Below are 18,166 nucleotides of genomic sequence, written 5' to 3'. Positions count from 1 at the left end.
GCGGGTGCCTCGAAGGTCAGTCGCGGTGCAGGTGCGGTAGGCCGCTAGATTTCGAGCTGGCTACCCAGTTCGACCACGCGATTGGTGGGCAGGCGGAAGAACTCCATCGCACTGGCGGCATTGCGCATCATCCAGGCGAACAGCTTTTCGCGCCAGATCGCCATGCCGGGTTTAGCCGAGGGCAACAGGGTCTGTCGCGAGAGGAAGAAGCTGGTCTTCATCATCTCGAACGGGCCGCCGCACAAGTCGGTATGTGCCAGGGCCGCCGGCACGTCGGTTTCTTCCATGAAGCCGTAGCGTAGCGCGACGCGGTAAAACCCCTGTCCCAGATCGGCGACTTCGAACCGCTCGGTCGGTTCGACCCAAGGCGCATCCTGTACCTCGACCGTCAGCACGATCACCCGTTCGTGCAGCACCTTGTTGTGCTTGATGTTGTGCAGCAACGCCGAAGGCACGCCGATGTTGGTCGAGGCCATGAAGATCGCCGTGCCCGGCACGCGCGCGGCACTGCCATGCGCGCTCTTGGCGAAGACGTTGAGCGGTAGCGCCGCCTCGGTCATCCGGGCGCGCATCAGGATGCGGCCCTTGTTCCAGGTCGTCAGCAAGGTGAAGGCGATGCCGCCGATCAGCAGCGGGAACCAGCCCCCGTCGGTGATCTTGGTGGCGTTCGCGGCGAAATAGGTGCCGTCGACGATGAAGAACACCAGCGCGACCGGGATCGTCAGCCACAGCTTCCAACGCCACAGCACGACGAACAGCACCGTCATCAGGCAGGTATCGATCAGCATCGCCCCAGTCACCGCGATGCCATAGGCCGAGGCGAGGTTCGACGAGTTCTGGAAGATCAACACCAGCAGGATGACACCCCACATCAGCGCGAAGTTGACGAACGGGATATAGATCTGGCCGACCTCGTGCTCGCTGGTGTGGCGGGTCGACAGGCGCGGGATGAAGCCCAGCTGCATCGCCTGATGCGTGATCGAGAACGCGCCGGAGATCACCGCCTGGCTGGCGATGAAGGTGGCGCAGGTCGCGAGGATCACCAGCGGCAGGCGCAGGCTTTCAGGGGCGAGATTGAAGAACGGGTTGCGCATCGCCTCTGCCGCGGCGGCATCGTCGAGACCCAGGATCATCGCCGCCTGACCGAAATAGTTGAGCAGCAGGCACGGCATCACGAACCAGAACCACGACAGCCGCATCGGTCCGCGCCCGAAATGCCCCATGTCGGAATAGAGCGCCTCCGAGCCCGTCACCGCCAGCACGACCGAACCAAGCGCGAGGAACGCCAGCATCTTGTCGGTGACGAAGAACTGCACCGCGTACCAGGGATTGAGCGCCAGCAGCACATGCGGCAGCTGCACGAGGTGATAGACGCCCAGCACGGCAAGCACGGCGAAGTAGATGATCATCACCGGCGCGAACAACGCGCCGACTTTCGCGGTGCCGCTTTTCTGGATCAGGAACAGCGCGATCAGCAGCACCAGCGCGATCGGCAGCACCAGTGGTGCGAGGCGCGATTCCACCACGGTCAGACCCTCGACCGCCGAGAGTACCGAAACGGCCGGGGTAATCATGCTGTCGCCATAGAATAGCGCAGTCGCGAACACGCCCAGCAGCACCACCAATCCGGACGAGCGGTTCTTGAGCTTGCCCGAGATGAGCGCGACCAGCGCGAGGCTACCGCCCTGCCCCTTGTTGTCCGCACGCATCAGGATGCCGACGTACTGGATCGAGACGACCAGTGTCATCGACCAGAAGATCAGACTGACGACACCGAGGATATGCAGTTCGTCGATCGCCAGCGGATGCGGGCCGACGAAAGTTTCGCGGAAGGCATAGATCGGGCTGGTGCCGATATCGCCGAAGACGACACCGATCGCGCCCATCGCCAGCTTGGTGATGTTGCCCGGATGGCGGTGAGCCAGGTCCGGCTTCGCCATCGTCGGATCGATCACGCCGGGAATGTCGCGCGGAACCGGAGGCGCCGCGTCACTCACGCGCGCGCACCGTCACTGCAGTCGGAAAACCGTCTCGCATCTGCGCCATGAGCGGCCGTTAGCAGCATGAATAAACCCTCGCAACGCAACTCAACGTCGCCCTGCCCCGGTTTGTTGCCGCACGCCTTGCGCAGCGATGATCCCGTCCAGCCGTGCGAGCTTGTCGCGGAGGTCTGCGCTCCAGGGTGCGTCGGGCGGCGTCGCCGCGAGCAGCCGCCCCCAGACCGCCCTTGCCTGCATGAACTGCCCCGATTGTGCCAATGCGAGACCCAGAAAATACGGCGGGCCAGGATGTTCGGGCGCTGCCGCCGATGCGCGACGAAAGGCATAGAGCGCGGCCGGGGTCAGCGTATCGTTGGCGTGGGCGACGAGCGCATTGGCCATCGCCAACCATGCTTCGGCGTTCCTGGGATCCTTCTCCACCGAACCGCGCAGGATTTCCGCCGCATCGGCGAATTGTCCCCGCCTGGCGAGCGCATCGGCGATCACCACCCAGCGATCCGTCGGCGGTATCCCGCTTTTCGTCACTTGCCTGCGCGCCTTGACGAGCGCCGCAGGGTCGCCCGAAATCTGCTCGTGCGGAAGCGTCGGCGATGCCGGAACCCCGGGGCTGGCCTGCAGGGCGTACCCGGCAACACCGAACAGCAGGGCGGCACCGATTGCTTCCCAACCCCGCCGCGGTGCACGCAGCGCGACCACGGCAAAGACGAACGCGATAGCCGCCAAAGCAAGCGCAACGACCCAGGTCATGTCGGATCCCCGCGCCGGAAACGGTGACGCAACACGAAAGCCGCCAGCGCGATCAGGACCAGCGGCAGCGCGAACAGCGGCCAGGTAAGCGCGTTCATGCGCGGCGCGTAGCTGACATAATCGCCATAACGCTCGATCAGCCAGGATCGGATCTGCTCGGGCTGCTCTCCCCCGGCGATACGTTCGCGCACCAGCGACCGCATCGATCCGGCGATCGGCGCGTCGGAGTCGGCGATCGACTGGCCTTGACATTGCAGGCACCGCAACGTCTCCATCAGGGCCTGTGCGCTCGCCTCCTGCGCGGCGTCGTCCAGCTGACGGTACGCGTAAGGTGCGGTCGACGGCATTTCTTGCGCGAGGGCGGGCATCGCGACGAAGGCCAGAACCACCGCCAGGATGAAACGCAATTCGGTCATCGCGCCGCCTTCAACTTCTCGATCAGCAGCGGCACATGCTCTGGCCTGATATCGCCGATATGCTGGTAGCGGATGCGCCCTTTGCCATCGATCACGTAAGTCTCGGGCACGCCCGACGAGCCGAGCGCCAACTGCACCGCCCCGGCATCGTCGGCGCCGATACGACGATAGGGATTGCCGTTCTCGTCGAGGAACGCGCGCAGAGTGTCGGGCCGGTCGCGCACGGAAATACCATCGATCTCGACGCCTAGCTTGACCAATTGCAGCAGCTGCGGCGACTCCGCCTTGCAGGGCAGGCACCAGCTGGCAAAGATGTTGAGCAAGCGCGGACGCCCCTCGGCAAGCTGCGCGCTATCCAAGCCCGGAGTCCCCGGAAGCGAGCCGGGCAGCGTGAACGACGGCAGCGGCCGGTCGATGAGGGTGCTGGCGACATTGCGATCCGCAGGACGCAGCAGACCGATCGTGACCAGCACGACGAAGCCGAGAAACAGGACAAGCGGCAGCCAGATGGTCCAGCCGCGCCGAATTGGCGATGAGGGTAAAATCTCGCTCATCGGCCTTGCTGCTCACGCCGGAACGCGATCTTTCCGCGGGCGACGATCCGGCGCAGATCGCTGGAAACGTGGCCGACCACCGCCAGCACCCCGCCCAGCGCGATGAGGATGCCGCCCAGCCAGATGAGCGTGACGAACGGCTTCCACCACAATCGAAGCTGCCAGCGGTTATCGGACGCTTCCTCGCCCAGCACCCCGTAAAGCTGACCGTTCCAGCGAGTCAGCAAGGCCGATTCGCTGGTCTGCTGGGGCGGCGCCCAGAAGTTGCGCGCTTGCGGACGCATGGCCTGCGGCACGTCACCTTCATATCGCACGACCAGCCTGCCTTCCAGCGCGGTCCAGTTCGGCCCGGCAACCGGCTCGATCGCGGCGAGACGGACCGCCCATGGGCCGACCGTGGTGCTTTCACCCGGTCGCAGCGCCACAAGGCGCTCGATAGACCAGGCGCTGTCGCTGGCCATGCCGAACAGCGATACGGCCACGCCGAAATGCGCCAGCACCATGCCCCAGATCGGCAGCGGCGTGCGGCGCAGGTTGCGGTCGCGCAGCGGCAGCAGGCTCGCCACCGCCAGCCCGGCGCCCAGCACCAGCCCGAGAAAGGGCAGCATCCCGGCTCCACCGATCGCCACGACCGCCAACGCCGCCATGCCGACGGCCGCCAGAGGAAAGAACAGCCGCCTGGCGAAGCGCCCCGGCTTGTCGCGCCGCCAGCGCAGCAGCGGGCCGACCGCGAGCACCAGCAGCATCGGCACGAAGAACAATGCGCTCATCGGGTTGAAATAGGGTGGTCCGACCGAAACCTTGGCGCCCAGGGCCTCGGCGACCAGCGGATAGAGCGTGCCGAACAGGACGATGCCCAGGATCGCGGAGAGCAGCACGTTGTTCATCACCAGCGCGCCCTCGCGGCTGACGACGGCGAAGCGCTCGCCCTCGGTGACGGTGTTGGCGCGCAAGGCGAACAGCAGCAGCGCACCGCCGATGTTGATGACCAGCAAGGCAAGGATGAACGAGCCGCGCGTCGGATCCACCGCGAACGCATGCACGCTGGTCAGGATACCCGAGCGCACGAGGAACGTCCCGATCATCGACATCGAGAATGCGACCACGCCCAACATGATCGTCCACGCGCGAAGGGCGTTGCGTGCGGCCAGAACGCCGGCCGAATGCAGCAGCGCGGTCGCCGCCAGCCACGGCATCAGCGAGGCATTCTCCACCGGATCCCAGAACCACCAGCCGCCCCAGCCCAGTTCGTAATAGGCCCAGTACGATCCGGCGGTGATGCCCAGCGTCAGGAATATCCACGCCGCCAGCACCCAGGGCCGCATCGCTCGCGCAAACGCCGGGCCGACCTCACGCGTGACCAGCGCGCCGATGGCGAAGCTGAAAGCGATCGAAAGCCCGACATAGCCAAGGTAGAGCGTCGGAGGATGGAACGCGAGGCCAAGATCCTGAAGCAAGGGATTGAGGCCGTTGCCTTCGGGCGGTGCCGGGTTCAGCCGCTCGAACGGATTCGAGGCCATCAGCAGGAAGGCGTAGAAGCCGAGACTGACGAACGCCTGCCCCGCCAGCGTCGCCAGCATCGTGCGTTCGGGCAGGCGGCGCTCTACCAGCGCGACGAAACCGCCGGCCAGGCCCATGACCGAAACCCACAGCAGCATCGAACCTTCGTGATTGCCCCAGGCACCGGCGATCTTGAAGATCAACGGCTTCATCGAATGCGAATTGAGCGCCACCAGCTTGACCGACAGATCGGTGACCGCAAACACGCGGATCAAGGCCAGGAACGCGACCAGCGCCAGAATCCCCTGAACGACCGCGACAGGCCGCACGATCCCGCCCAGCGCCTCACCCCTGCGGGTCAGCGCAAGACCGCCGGCGACAAGTTGTAGCAAGGCCAGCGCAGCAGCGAGCCAAAGCGCGGCAAGGCCGAGTTCAGCGATCATTTCGTTTCGGCCACGACTTTCCTGGCTTGATCTCGGGTCATGTTCTGCATCTGGCGTGGGACGTAGTTCTCGTCATGCTTGGCCAGAAGGTTGTCGGCCAGGAAGACACCATCGGTCCGCATGTGCCCTTCGGCGACGACACCCGAACCCTCGACGAACAAGGAAGGCACGATGCCAGCGAAGCGCACCGGCACCCGCGCCTTGCCGTCTCCCACAACGAAATCGATGGTGACGCCGTCTGCGGCGGTTTTCAGGGACCCGCGCTCCACCATCCCGCCCAATCGGACCGGACTGTCGGCGGCCGGCGGCTTGGCGACGATCTCGCTCGGCACGTAGAAATAGCTCGCCTGGCTCTTGAGCGCCCAGGCCGCGAGCAAGGCCGCGGCGGTCAGGACGATCAGCGCGACGACGAGCAGAACGAGCCGCTGGTGCTTGGGCTTGATCATCGCCGCCGACTCTCGTCCCGGCGTTTCTCTGCTCGCCGCATCGACAGCCACGACCATGCGACCATGATCGCGGTGGCGCCGATCCCGAGCGCATAGGCGGCAACGATGAACGTCCACGGATCGAAGGTCTCGCGCATCAGGATACCGCTTCGAAGTCGGCGCCGAAGCCAGGCGCGTCCATGGCCTTTCGGCGCAACCGCGTTTCGGCTTGCTGATCGGCCAGGATCGCCCGCATCCGCGCCAGCACGACCCCGCCGAAGATCAGCGAGAAGCCCAGCGTCGCCAGCAACAGCGGCCACAGGAAGTCACCCGAAATCGCGGACTTGCCAAGCGTGATGCTGGGACGCTGATGCTGCGTTTCGAACCACAGCACGGAATAATGAATGATCGGAATGTTGATGGCCCCCACCAGGCCGAAAATCGCCGGCGCCGCGTTCTGGCCACGCCCAGCCTCGATGCTCGCGCGCGAAAGTGCCAGCCATGCGAGGTAGAGGAACAGCAGTACCAGCATGCTGGTCAGCCGGCCATCCCAGACCCACCAGGTGCCCCACGCCGGACGGCCCCAGATCGAACCGGTGGCAAGGCATACCGCGGCGAATACCGCACCTGGCACCGCGCAGGCACGCGCGGCGATGCCGGCGAGCGGATGGCGCCAGACCAGTTCCGCGAAGCTGGCCCCGGCGATGCCCATCCAGCCGGCCATCCCAAGCCAGGCCGACGGGACGTGCAGGTACATGATACGCACGGTTTCGCCCTGCAGTTCCTCCGCGGGCGCGAGGAACAGCCCCCAGCCGAGCGCCAGCGTGGCCACGACGATGCCGACCACCAGGCACGACGGCGTGAGCCAGCGCGCGATTCGCAGAAAACGGGCCGGATTGGCGAAGCCATGCATGACAGGCGCGCTTCTAGTACGCGCAGGCGGCGCGGCAAGGATAACTTACGGCCACGACGTGCCTGTCAGCGTCCGATCAGCCGCTGCGCCATCGCATCGGCCACCGCGTCGGGGGTCTGTCCGCTGGCGGCGGCCTCGTCCCAGATCTTGTGGAGCCGCGCGGGGATCGCGGCGACCGCCTCGTGCACTTGGGCGACATCGCAGGCGTGACCGTCCCGGCGCGCCAGGTATTCCAGCGTCACCGCGATGATGCCGCCGCCATTGATGACGTAATCGGGCGTGTAGAGGATTCCTCTGGCCGCGAGTTTGGCACCATGATCCGGACGCGCCAGCTGGTTGTTCGCACCTCCCGCCACGATCGGCGCACGCAAGCGGGCGATGCCCTTATCGTCCAGGATGGCGCCGAGCGCGTTGGGGCTGAAAACGTCGCATTCGACATCCATGATGGCATCCGCTGCCGCCACATGCGCATCCAGTTCCGTCGCCAGAGCCGCCGCGCGATCGGTGTCGACATCGGCCAGCGTCAGTCGCGCGCCGGCTTCGGCAAGCAACCGCGCGGCGCCACCGCCGACGCTGCCGGTCCCCTGCACCGCGACATGCACTCCCTGGACGCTGTCACGGCCCAGCTTGTGCGCGACCGCTGCCCTGATACCCAGATACACGCCTTTAGCGGTGAACGGGCCGGGATCACCCCCCGCAGCGCTGCTGTCCGTGGCGGGCAATCCGGTTACGTATGGTGTTCGTTCCGAGATCGCGACCATATCGGATTCGCCCATGCCGACATCCTCGGCCGTGATGTAGCGGCCGCCCAGCGCGTCGATCGCGTCTCCGAATGCGGCGAGCAATTCGGGTGTCTTCTGACGATCGGGGCCCGCAAGGATCACGGCCTTGCCACCACCCATCGGCAAACCGGCCATGGCGTTCTTGTAGCTCATGCCGCGCGAAAGCCTAAGCGCGTCGCGCAAGGCATCTTCGGGCTCGGCGTAGTGCCAGAAGCGGGTGCCGCCGGCGCCGGGGCCCAGATGCGTGGAATGCAGCGCGATGATCGCGGTCAGGCCGCTCGCGCGATCATGGATGAAATGCACGCCTTCGTGCGCATCGAAATCGGCTTGGGTCCAGAATGCGGCCACGGATCAATCCCCGTTTGCAAAAAATACAGTTGGGGCATGGCGCTGAAAACGAAGGAGAGATGGGGCGACCGATGGGGCTTGAACCCACGACCTCCGGTACCACAAACCGGCGCTCTAACCAACTGAGCTACGATCGCCACAACCCCGGCGCGCATGCCGGAGCCGGCGCCTTAGGGTAACGCTATCGACGACTGCAAGCAGTCATCGGTGCGGGAGCGCGCTCTCGCACAAGGCGGGCGAAATGCAAAGTAAAAAGTTGGCCTCGCTCGACAAGCACGCAACAATGTTACGCCGGTGTTTTTTGTCGTCCGATCAAGTGCCCGCGAATCAGCACGAACATCCATGGGTGGAATGACCGATTGGCAGCGCCCGAAGGCGCCACCAATCGGGCAAGGACCTTAGCGCTTGGGAGCGGCAATCACGGCACAGCCCAGACGATCACCCGCGTCACCCGAAGGCTGGGTCTTGTAGTCGTCAGGCTTGGCATGAAGAACCAAGGCGGATCCGTCGGCGTCGCGCAATGACTTCGGCCCTGCAGCCAGCGTCACGCCGGTATTGAGTACCTGGCTCTCCAACATTCCATCCGCGCCGACGTGCTGGTTGGGCATGTCGCCGCCATGCGGTCCGCCCTTGACCATCAGGCCGTGCTGGGTGCCGCCCGGGGCGAAATGCGCGCCAGCGGTGGTGAACTTCTGCTTGGCGTCACAAACGCCCTTCTCGTGGAAGTGATAGCCATGCTCGCCAGCGGGCACGCCCTTCAGATCGGAGGTGATGAGCACACCGGTGGGCGTCTCCTGCAGCATGACCATACCCAGGCTATTGCCATCAAGGCCGATCATGTCGGCATGGATCATCTCGGGCGCGGCCTTGGCCCCTGCGGCGTTCTGCGCCAAACCGGGCGTCGCCACGATCGCAGCGGCTGCCGCGCAAGACATCATCAAATTGCGGATCATGGCATATCTCCTGGCTGCTATCGCATGGCGAGTTTCGCCCGCGCGCTCATCAAACGGCGAGCGCCCGTTCATGTTCCAGCAGGGATGGCATGCAGGTGAACACACCTATGGCGGCGTACGGAACGGTTAAGCACGATCATGCGATGGATGGGCTTCATCCGAGAGGACATTGCTTCCATGCCCGCCCCCCTTCGCCTGCTCGACGTTGTAGCCTCGGACGATGCCGATCGTCGGCGCGGGATCCGCATCGACGATGATGCCTGCGTCAGCCTCGGCATGGCCGGAAGAGATCCCGAGCAAGGCCGGCTGACCGATGTATCGCCAAATGGCTGTTGCGTGGAGACACAGGCGACATGGGCACAGCCGGGACGTTTCGTGGCGATCACCCTGGCGGCGGGTCCATCGCTGGAAAGCATCGTACGCTGGCGTCGCGGGACCCTGGCCGGACTCGAACTGCTTCGTCCGATCAGCGCCGAGCGACCCGACTGGCAAGCACTGATGAGTTGACACAAAAGAAAAGGGCGGCCCCGCTGGAGCCGCCCTTGTTCGTAATCGGTCGAAGAGCCGATCAGCTCTTCTTGAGGCTGAGTCCGCCGAAACGCTTGTTGAACTGGGCAACGCGACCGCCATCCTGCAACTGGGCCTTGCCGCCGGTCCATGCCGGGTGCGAGGTGGGATCGATGTCGAGCACCAGCGTGTCACCTTCGCTGCCCCAGGTCGAGCGCGTCTGAAAGGTGGTGCCGTCCGTCATCTGCACGGTGATCTTGTGGTAGTCGGGATGGGTATCGGCCTTCATCGTCTCAACTCTTTCGCTTGGCCGGTTCCGACCGGCCTGCCTTCGGAAAGCGGGGCGCATAGCTCGGCCCCCGCACAAAAGCAAGTTCGGGAATCTCAGCAGGGGTCGCCCCGATCACCGCTGGCCGTTGGCGACCAGGGGAGAATGCCTGGACGACGATCAGCTATCCGCGATCATCGCCGTAAAGTTGACGTCGCATGTCACCTTGTCCTCGACCAGAGCCTTGCCCCAGAACTTGCACACGCGTGACCGCTTCTGGACGAAACCGGCGCGCAAGGTCAAAAGCACGCCGGGCTCGACCGGAGCGCGAAACTTCGCCTCCTCGATCGCCATGAAATAGACGAGCTTGCCGGTCCCGGCCAGGCCGAGGTTTTCGACGGCCAGGATCCCGGCCGCTTGCGCCAGGGCCTCGATCTGGAGGACGCCCGGCATGATCGGCCGTCCGGGAAAATGCCCCTGAAAGAACGGCTCGTTGAAGCTTACCGCCTTGACCGCGTGGATCTCCTCGTCCGTCACCGACACCACTCGATCGACGAGCAGCATCGGATAACGGTGAGGCAACGCCGAGAGAATCTTGGCGTGATCGTAGATGACTTCGCTCATCGTCGGTTCGGGTCTCAGCGGCCCGTGGGCTGCTTGCCGGCGGCAGCAGCCGGGGCGGCAGCGGCCGCTGCAGGCGCGCCCTGCTGGGCGCCGCCCTGCTGTGCCGCCTGCTCACGCGCCTGACGCGGCAGCCAACCGGCCGGCGGGACCAGCTGCGCCGAAGGCAGCGACGTGTTCAGCGAGGCCAGGATGTCCTGGTTGAGGTTGTAGGCATTGTTGTTGACCGCCAGCACCGACTGCGGGTTCAGCAGCAGCGAGACCTTCTTCTTGGCCATGGCGCTCTTGACCGCGGCATCGAGCTTGTCCTCGACCTGCTCCTGCACATAGGCCCGCGACAGCGCGACCGGCTGGAGGATGCGCTGCAGTTCGGCTTCGCCGGACTGCTGCAACTGCTGGATCGCGGCCGCCTGCTGCTCGAGCGACGCCTGCGATGCCTTGCCCGACTGGCGATCGGCGTTGAACTTGTCCGCCAGCGGCTTGAGCTGCGCATTCAGAGCGCTGCCGCGCGCCGTCGCCTGGTCGATCTGCGCCTTGTAGGTGGTCTGGCGCTGCGTTTCGGCGGTCTTGTAGGCGTTGGCGTTGGCGATCACCGCATCGAGGTTGGCGATCGCGAGACCGGGAACCACGATGCCACTATCCTGCGCAACCGCAGGCTGCGCGGCGGCGGTACCGATCACCAGGCTTGCCGCGATCGCGGTCTTGACGATGTTCTTCATCAGAATTGCGTTCCCACGTTGAAGTTGAAGGGTTTCGTATCGTCGCCTTCCTGCTTCACCAAAACCTTGGAGAAGTTGATGCGGAAGGGACCGAATGGAGAGTTCCAGTTGACGCCGATGCCGACCGAAACGCGAGGCTTCCAGGTATCGCCAACGAATTGTTCGTTGAAGGCATTTAGCGGGATACCTCTCAAGGTCTGTGTGCAGCCAGCAGGCACTGCAGGCGCGGTAGCTCCGTTTCCACTGACAACAGTGGTGGTCGTACCGCACGTCTGATCGAATGTCCGATTTCCCGAACCGTCGAGTTGCGGGATTGAAGTCTGCTGCAAAAGGGTAGTCACCCCCGGATTTCGGATGCCAAACACAGAGCCTGCATTTACAAATAGCGAGGGGCGCAAGCCGAGTTCACGTGCACCCGAACCAAGCGGGATTTCAAGCTCCGCCTTCGCGAGATAATAGTATTTCCCACCCAAGGCGTCGTCAGTCCAGTCGCGGCGCCTAGTCGACAAGCCTTGGAGGGGATCGTTCGGATTGGGTGCATTCGCCAATTGATTGCCGTCGGCGTCGACATACGGCTTGCGGAGTACGCGTGGACCAACGCCGCGAATGTCAAACCCGCCGATTTGTGGTTCACCAAGATAGAAACGGTCAGTCAGGCGAATTTCATCATTGTTCAGCGATTTGATAGCCCCACCCTCGCCGGATAACGAGAAGATGAAACCCTTGCCAAGATTGGTGAACTTGGAAGCGTTCGCACGCAATCGCACGTAGCTTACATCGCCGCCCAGGCCCGCAACATCGGCGTTGATCGCGGCTGTGATGCCGCGCGTCGGCCGGACGCGATTATCAAGCGTATCGTAGATAAGCGACATGCCGACGATCGAGCTCAGCCGCTTGCCGAGTGAATCGCAAAGATAACGTCCGGCAATAAACGGCTCGCAGCTCAGATTGGGTGGGTTAAGCCGATCGGAATAGTAGCTGTTGTCGAGCGAGACGTCATCGTAGTTGAGGGTATAGCTGGCAACGGCCGTCAGATACTCGGTGAGCGGAACGCCCGCGCGAACCTGGAAACCGGTTGTCGTCTGCTGATACGTCGTATCGCGATTATTATTGACCTGATTGAAGCTATTGAGATCGCGGCGATAGACGTTCACGCCAAGCGAGACGTTCTTGTCGAATACGTAAGGTTCGGTAAAGCTCGCCTCGACGCTCTTGGAATAGCGCGAGTAGCTGCCCGACAGGCCGACGGTCTGGCCCCGGCCACGGAAGTTGCGCTGGCGGATCGAGGCCTGGAAGATGAAGCTTTCGAGGCTGGAGAAGCCCGCCGACAGCTGCAGTTCGCCGGTCGGCTTCTCTTCGACGTTGGCTTCGAGAATGATGCGATCGTCAGTCGATCCGGGCTTCTGCTCGACTTCGAACTTTTCCTGGAAGAAGCCGAGCGACTTGATGCGGTTGGTCGAGCGCTTGACCTGCAGCGAGTTGAAGGCGTCGCCCTCGGCCAGGCGAAACTCGCGGCGCACGACCTTGTCCTGCGTCAGCGTGTTGCCGTTGACGTCGATCCGCTCGACATAGACACGCGGTGCCTCCGCGATCACGAAGGTCAGCCCCATGGTGAGGTCTTCCTTGTTGCGATCGTAGTTCGGCCGCACGTCGGCAAAGGCATAGCCGAAGGCACCGGCGGTGTCGTTCAGCTGCTCGATCGTGTCCTCGACCAGCTTGGCGTTGTACCAGTCGCCCTGCTTCATCGGCAGACGCGCGGCGAGCTTTTCGCTGTCGAAGTCGCGCAGCTGGCTGTCGACCTTCACCTCGCCGAACTTGTAGCGCTGGCCTTCCTCCACCACGTACGTGATGATGAAGTCCTTCTTGTCCGGCGTCAGTTCGGCCACGGCGGACACGACGCGGAAGTCGGCATAGCCTTGCGTCAGGTAGAACTGGCGCAGCTTCTGCTGGTCGAACGCCATGCGATCGGGATCGTAGCTGGTCGCCGAGCTGAAGATCTTGGTGAAGCCGGCAGCCTTGGTGACCATCTGCCCGCGCAGTTCACCATCGGAAAACTTGTCGTTGCCGATGATGTTGATCTGGCGGACCTTCGACTTGTCGCCCTCGGTGATCTCGAACACGATATCGACGCGGTTCTGGTCGAGCATGACCATCTTCGGCTCGACGGTCGCGGCGTAGCGGCCCTGCCGCTTATAAAGCTCGATGATGCGGGCGACATCGGCGCGCACCTTGGATCGCGTGAAGATCTGGCGCGGCGCGACCTTGATCTCCGGCAAGATCTTCTCGTCCTTGATGCGCTTGTTGCCTTCAAGGATGATGCGGTTGACGACCGGGTTTTCCTTGACCTGAATCGTCACCACGCCGCCGTCGTTGTTCACCTGGACGTCGGCGAAAAGCTCGGTCTCGTAAAGATCCTTGAGCGCCTGATCGGCCACGGCGGCGGTGTAAGGCTGGCCGGCGCGCAGCTTGACGTAGGAAAGCACGGTTTGCGGCTCAAGCCGCTCGGCCCCCGTCACGCGCAGCGTCTGGATGACTTGCGCGGGCTCAGCCGCCACGACCGGCGCCGAGGCCGTCGCGGCACGGCCTGCACGGGCCGCCGCGCGCGTCGGCGCAGGAGCACGCCCCGGCGCCGCGGAAGGTGCAGGGCGCGGCGTCGCCGGGGCATCCTGGGCATGCGCCATCACCGGAAGGCCCGTCAGCCCCGTGGTCCCCAGGAGCACCGCGGCCCACCCGGAGGCACGCCGGGCCTTATCGCTGCGAACCATTTCCCATCCCATCATCAACGCAAATCCCGTTGGCGCCCGCGCGCCGTATTAGTCGATCCCGATCGAGCGGCACGCGGCAGGCCAGACTTGCCGGCAAGCTACCACATACAATCGTCGCCCTCTGCCCGATGGCGAATGGCCGATCAAGCAGCCATTCCAAAGCCGGACATCCGCTCGCCTGAAAAACCGTGCGCTAACCCCCGAAAATCGGCAGCGATACAATGTCGTTGATCGTCACGATCAGCATCAGCGTAAGCACGAGTGCGATGCCGGTGCGAACCGCCCATTCCTGGCTTCGCAGATTGAGAGGCTTCCGGCGAACCGCTTCGGCCGCATAGAAGGCCAGATGTCCACCATCGAGCCCGGGAATTGGCAGGATGTTGATGAATGCCAAGTTAATCGAGATCAGCGCCGCGAACTGCACGAAGGGCAGCCATCCCAGGCTCAATTGCTCGCCGGAATACTGCGCGATCTTGATCGGGCCACCCAGTTCCTTGACCGAGCGCTCTCCCGCGAAGATCTGAACCAGCCCGGTTACCATCATGCGCATCACGCCGAAGCTCTGGTCCAAGCCGATCCGAACCGCCTCGATCAGGTTGACTGGAACCTGCTCGCCCCGGGCCAACCCCACGCCCAGGCGCCCGATCTTGCGGCCAGGCGTATCGCCGCCCTCCACCTGCTGGGAGGCGATGGTTGCGGTGATCGACAAGGTCTGGTCGCCGCGCTTGAGCACGACGGGCACTGTCTTGCCGGGTCGCTCACCGACGATCCGCATCACGTCCAGCGCCGACGACGTGCGTTGGCCATCGATGAGCACGAGGCGATCGCCCTCCTCGATGTCGGCAGCCGCGGCCGCCGATTTGGGCGCGACCATCGCGACGACCGGCTGCGAGAAATCGACACCAAGGTCGGCGATGGCACCGCCATTGCCGAACCGATCCTTGATCGTCCGCGACGTCAGCTTGACCGGAACGATCAGCGTTCGTCCATCGCGGTCGATCGCTAGGGACACGGTACGCCCGGGATATGGGACCACGTAGCCGGGGATCTCGGTCGCGCTTTCGATTTTGTTGCCGTCCACCGCGACGATCCGGTCGCCGACCCGCAGCCCGGCGGTGGCGCCATCCGACTCTTGCGCAAAACCCGTGACTGCGGGCGTGGCGACGATGCGGCCATATGCCAGGTTGAAGGCCGCGAAGATGGCGACGGCGCAGATCAGATTGGTGAGCGGCCCGGCCAGCACGACCAGCGCGCGCTGCCACAGTGGCTTGGCATGGAACGTCTGCGCGCGCTCGGCCGGGCTGAGCCCGTCCTGCTCGGACGACGGTGCGCTGGCCGGGTTCATGTCACCGGCGAACTGGACATAACCACCCAGCGGCAGCGCCGACAGCTTCCAGCGCGTGCCGCGCTTGTCGGTGAAACCGGCGAGCTCCTTGCCGAACCCGACCGAGAACGCATCCGCCTTGATGCCGAACAAGCGACCGACGAGATAGTGCCCCAGTTCATGCAGCACCACCAAGGGCCCGAGCACCAGCAGGAACCCGACGATCATCGTCAACAGCGAGGGCGCCCCGGTCAAGCGAGTGCCTCCATCAGTTCACGCGCGCGGACACGCGCCTCGCGATCGATGGCGAAGACGTCGGAAAGGCACGCCGGAGCTGGCGCAGCATAGGATTCAAGGACATTGGCCACCGCTGCCGCAATCCGCGTGAACCCAATCTGACCGGACAGGAACGCGGCGACAGCGATCTCGTTGGCGGCGTTGAGCACCGCGGGCGCTGCGCCTCCAGCCTCGGCAGCTTCGCGCGCCAGCCGCGTTGCGGGAAACCGGAGCTCGTCGGGCGCGCGGAACGTCAATTCGCCGATCGCGGCAAGGTCTAGCGGCGCGAGCGGCGTCTCCATGCGCCGCGGCCACGCCAGCGCCGATGCGATCGGAACGCGCATGTCCGACGGCCCGAGTTGCGCCAGCGTCGAGCCGTCGCGATACTCGACCATGGAGTGAACCACCGATTGCGGGTGGACGATGATGCGCAGGCGATCGAGGCCGACGGGAAACAAGTGGTACGCCTCGATCAACTCGAGCCCCTTGTTGAACATCGTCGCGGAATCGACGCTGATCTTGGCGCCCATCGACCAGTTCGGATGCTTCACCGCTTCCGCCGGCGTGGCCGTCGACAGGCGTTCGATCGGCCAGTCGCGGAACGGCCCGCCACTTGCCGTCAAGGTGATCGATCGCACGTCGGCGGGGTCGTTGCCGGCAAGGCACTGGAAGATAGCGTTATGCTCTGAATCGACCGGCAGTAGCACCGTTCCGCAGCGACGCACGGCGGCGGTCATCACCTCGCCTGCAGACACCAGCGCCTCCTTATTGGCGAGCGCTACGACCTTGCCCTGCTCGATCGCGGCCATCGTCGGCGCGAGACCGGCGCAACCGACGATCGCGGCCAGCACGATATCGGCCGGGCGCGAGGCCGCTTCGACAAGCGCTTGGGCACCGGCGGCGGCTTCGATGCCCGATCCGACGAGCGCTTCGCGCAGTTCCGCCAGGCAACTCTCATCCGCCACGACCGCGACCTCGGCACCGAACTCGCGTGCGAGCCTGGCCAGTTCGCCGGCCTGACAGTTGGCGGTCAACGCCACGACCCGCCAGGCGCCCGGATCGCGGCGCACCAGGTCGAGAGTCGACGCACCGATCGAACCGGTAGCGCCCAGCAGGGTAAGGGAACGGGATGTCATGAAAGCGTGGATAGCCGGATAGTGATGAAGATCGTCCCGAATACCACCAGCACGGCCAAGAGGCCATCGACCCTGTCGTACAACCCGCCATGGCCGGGAAGCAGCTTTCCCGAATCCTTCACGCCGGCGCTGCGCTTCATCCAGCTTTCGAAGAAGTCGCCGGCTTGCGCGACCACGGCGATGACGAGGCCCATGCCGAGAATGGCCATCGGATTGGCCGCCGTCTGCACCGCCGTAATCTGCGCATCCGGCGCAGCTGCGAGAATGCGGTCGGCGTTGGCGAGCACTTGCCACACCACCAGACTTGCACCCAGAATGCCGCCCAGCAACCCTGCCCAGGTCTTGGACGGACTGATCCGCGGTGCGATCTTGGGACCACCCAGCGTGCGCCCCATGACATAGGCTCCGACATCGGTACCCACGACCGCGCCGACGATCAGCAGCACCAGCGCGGCACCGGCCGCTTCCTGCCGCACCTGGATCAGGATCGCGCTGGCCATGCCGCAATAGACGGCACCCGCCGCGCGCCAGAGGGTCTGCGCCCTGGTAGATATCTTGAACTGCAGCGCCAGCGCGCTCCATTCGAACCACACGCCGATACCGACGATGAGCACGAACACGGTCCACGCCATGTCGCCCAGCCACAACGCGGTCCCTGCGACCACCAGCATGACGACCGCCGTGACAAGCCGCTTGGGCAAGTCGGCGTTGCGAACCCAGAACGGCACCTTGACCGATGGGCCGATCTCGTCAGCGTCCACCATAGCGCCGTTCGCGAGCGACAAAGGCATCCATCGCCTGTTTCAGATGCTCGGCGGTGAAATCCGGCCAGAGCACATCGGTGAAATACATCTCGGCATAGGCGGCCTGCCACAGCAGGAAATTCGACAATCGCTCCTCGCCCGAGGTGCGTACCAACAGGTCGAGCGGCGGCAGGTCCGCGGTATCGAGTTCCGCCGCGATCGTCTCGGGCGTGATCGGCCCCTTGCACGCCGCCGCACTGGCCGCGCGGGCGATCTCGTCATGCGCTCCGTAATTGAGGGCGACCACCAGCGCCGTGCCGGTGTTGTCAGCGGTACGCGCGATCGCACGGTCGATCATCTCGACCACGTCGGGCTTGAACGCCTTGTAGTTGCCGATGATCTTGAGCCTCACCCCGGCCTGCGCGATCTCTTCGAGATCGGACAGGATGAAGCGCTTCATCAGCGACATGAGGTCGGAAACCTCCTCTTCGGGCCGGCGCCAGTTCTCGGTCGAGAACGCATAGAGCGTCAACGCCTCCAACCCGAACTCGCGCGCGCCTTTGACCACGCGGCGGACCGCCTCGACACCGCGCTGGTGGCCAAGTGCGCGCGGCATGTGCCGCTTTTTCGCCCAGCGCCCGTTGCCGTCCATGATGATGGCGACATGGCGCGCCCTGGGCGCCTCATCCTTGCTCATGCGTGGCCCTGCCCGATCGCTGCGGCAGG

The 18,166-nt window shown here is 64.6% G+C and carries 19 protein-coding genes and 1 tRNA gene; 1 reads left to right on the top strand and 19 read right to left on the bottom strand.

Annotated elements, in window-relative coordinates; genetic code table 11:
- Positions 1–44: 44 nt before the first annotated feature.
- The 11 genes from ACXJ1Z_RS12730 to ACXJ1Z_RS12680 form a co-directional block, all read right to left on the bottom strand.
- Positions 45–1,940, bottom strand: coding sequence for a potassium transporter Kup (locus tag ACXJ1Z_RS12730; protein WP_463781248.1), 1,896 nt, complete (start codon positions 1,938–1,940; stop codon positions 45–47).
- 147 nt (positions 1,941–2,087) lie between these two features.
- Positions 2,088–2,747 carry a tetratricopeptide repeat protein gene (locus ACXJ1Z_RS12725; RefSeq protein ID WP_463777099.1) on the bottom strand — a complete coding sequence of 220 codons (660 nt, stop codon included), beginning with the start codon at positions 2,745–2,747 and terminating at the stop codon, positions 2,088–2,090.
- Complete coding sequence (locus ACXJ1Z_RS12720; protein ID WP_463777097.1) at positions 2,744–3,163, bottom strand: cytochrome c-type biogenesis protein; 420 nt, start codon at positions 3,161–3,163, stop codon at positions 2,744–2,746. The genes ACXJ1Z_RS12725 and ACXJ1Z_RS12720 overlap by 4 nt, the downstream gene beginning before the upstream one ends.
- Positions 3,160–3,717 carry a DsbE family thiol:disulfide interchange protein gene (locus tag ACXJ1Z_RS12715; protein ID WP_463777095.1) on the bottom strand — a complete coding sequence of 186 codons (558 nt, stop codon included), beginning with the start codon at positions 3,715–3,717 and terminating at the stop codon, positions 3,160–3,162. Before ACXJ1Z_RS12715 ends, ACXJ1Z_RS12720 begins: the two co-directional genes overlap by 4 nt.
- On the bottom strand, positions 3,714–5,660 hold the full coding sequence (locus ACXJ1Z_RS12710; RefSeq protein WP_463777094.1) for a heme lyase CcmF/NrfE family subunit: 1,947 nt from the start codon (positions 5,658–5,660) through the stop codon (positions 3,714–3,716). The genes ACXJ1Z_RS12715 and ACXJ1Z_RS12710 overlap by 4 nt, the downstream gene beginning before the upstream one ends.
- A complete protein-coding gene (gene ccmE, locus ACXJ1Z_RS12705) occupies positions 5,657–6,106 on the bottom strand; it encodes a cytochrome c maturation protein CcmE (protein ID WP_463777092.1) in 450 nt (149 codons plus the stop codon). Before ccmE ends, ACXJ1Z_RS12710 begins: the two co-directional genes overlap by 4 nt.
- Positions 6,103–6,243: a hypothetical protein gene (locus ACXJ1Z_RS12700; RefSeq protein ID WP_463777091.1), complete on the bottom strand. Its 141-nt coding sequence runs from the start codon at positions 6,241–6,243 to the stop codon at positions 6,103–6,105. The genes ccmE and ACXJ1Z_RS12700 overlap by 4 nt, the downstream gene beginning before the upstream one ends.
- Positions 6,243–6,998, bottom strand: coding sequence for a heme ABC transporter permease CcmC (gene ccmC / locus ACXJ1Z_RS12695; RefSeq protein WP_463777090.1), 756 nt, complete (start codon positions 6,996–6,998; stop codon positions 6,243–6,245). Before ccmC ends, ACXJ1Z_RS12700 begins: the two co-directional genes overlap by 1 nt.
- A 65-nt stretch (positions 6,999–7,063) precedes the next feature.
- Entirely contained in the window at positions 7,064–8,128 is a 1,065-nt protein-coding gene (locus ACXJ1Z_RS12690; protein ID WP_463777088.1) for a Glu/Leu/Phe/Val family dehydrogenase, read from the bottom strand.
- 60 nt (positions 8,129–8,188) lie between these two features.
- Positions 8,189–8,265, bottom strand: a tRNA-His gene (locus ACXJ1Z_RS12685).
- A gap of 261 nt (positions 8,266–8,526) precedes the next feature.
- The gene (locus ACXJ1Z_RS12680; RefSeq protein WP_463777087.1) at positions 8,527–9,081 is read right to left on the bottom strand and encodes a superoxide dismutase family protein; all 555 of its coding nucleotides are present in this window, start codon (positions 9,079–9,081) and stop codon (positions 8,527–8,529) included.
- A 177-nt stretch (positions 9,082–9,258) separates the two neighbouring features.
- On the opposite strand from ACXJ1Z_RS12680, the gene ACXJ1Z_RS12675 reads away from it, so the two are divergent.
- A complete protein-coding gene (locus ACXJ1Z_RS12675; protein WP_463777086.1) occupies positions 9,259–9,588 on the top strand; it encodes a PilZ domain-containing protein in 330 nt (109 codons plus the stop codon).
- 61 nt (positions 9,589–9,649) lie between these two features.
- Here ACXJ1Z_RS12675 and rpmE read toward each other — a convergent pair whose 3' ends face one another.
- The 8 genes from rpmE to uppS form a co-directional block, all read right to left on the bottom strand.
- Positions 9,650–9,877 carry a 50S ribosomal protein L31 gene (gene rpmE, locus ACXJ1Z_RS12670; RefSeq protein WP_463777085.1) on the bottom strand — a complete coding sequence of 76 codons (228 nt, stop codon included), beginning with the start codon at positions 9,875–9,877 and terminating at the stop codon, positions 9,650–9,652.
- A 159-nt stretch (positions 9,878–10,036) separates the two neighbouring features.
- Complete coding sequence (gene fabZ, locus ACXJ1Z_RS12665) at positions 10,037–10,480, bottom strand: 3-hydroxyacyl-ACP dehydratase FabZ (RefSeq protein ID WP_463777083.1); 444 nt, start codon at positions 10,478–10,480, stop codon at positions 10,037–10,039.
- Positions 10,481–10,494: 14 nt separating this feature from the next.
- Complete coding sequence (locus tag ACXJ1Z_RS12660; protein ID WP_463777082.1) at positions 10,495–11,196, bottom strand: OmpH family outer membrane protein; 702 nt, start codon at positions 11,194–11,196, stop codon at positions 10,495–10,497.
- On the bottom strand, positions 11,196–13,961 hold the full coding sequence (gene bamA / locus ACXJ1Z_RS12655) for an outer membrane protein assembly factor BamA (protein ID WP_463777080.1): 2,766 nt from the start codon (positions 13,959–13,961) through the stop codon (positions 11,196–11,198). The genes ACXJ1Z_RS12660 and bamA overlap by 1 nt, the downstream gene beginning before the upstream one ends.
- 193 nt (positions 13,962–14,154) lie before the next feature.
- On the bottom strand, positions 14,155–15,540 hold the full coding sequence (gene rseP / locus ACXJ1Z_RS12650) for an RIP metalloprotease RseP (protein ID WP_463777078.1): 1,386 nt from the start codon (positions 15,538–15,540) through the stop codon (positions 14,155–14,157).
- Positions 15,537–16,697 (bottom strand): 1-deoxy-D-xylulose-5-phosphate reductoisomerase, encoded by a 1,161-nt coding sequence (locus ACXJ1Z_RS12645; protein ID WP_463777077.1) that lies wholly within the window; start codon positions 16,695–16,697, stop codon positions 15,537–15,539. The genes rseP and ACXJ1Z_RS12645 overlap by 4 nt, the downstream gene beginning before the upstream one ends.
- Positions 16,694–17,488: a phosphatidate cytidylyltransferase gene (locus tag ACXJ1Z_RS12640; RefSeq protein ID WP_463777075.1), complete on the bottom strand. Its 795-nt coding sequence runs from the start codon at positions 17,486–17,488 to the stop codon at positions 16,694–16,696. Before ACXJ1Z_RS12640 ends, ACXJ1Z_RS12645 begins: the two co-directional genes overlap by 4 nt.
- Positions 17,448–18,137: a polyprenyl diphosphate synthase gene (gene uppS, locus ACXJ1Z_RS12635; RefSeq protein WP_463777073.1), complete on the bottom strand. Its 690-nt coding sequence runs from the start codon at positions 18,135–18,137 to the stop codon at positions 17,448–17,450. Before uppS ends, ACXJ1Z_RS12640 begins: the two co-directional genes overlap by 41 nt.
- Between the last annotated feature and the right edge of the window lie 29 nt (positions 18,138–18,166).

Source organism: Novosphingobium sp. TK46 (assembly GCF_055361525.1).
This window is presented reverse-complemented; position numbering and strand designations above follow the sequence as displayed.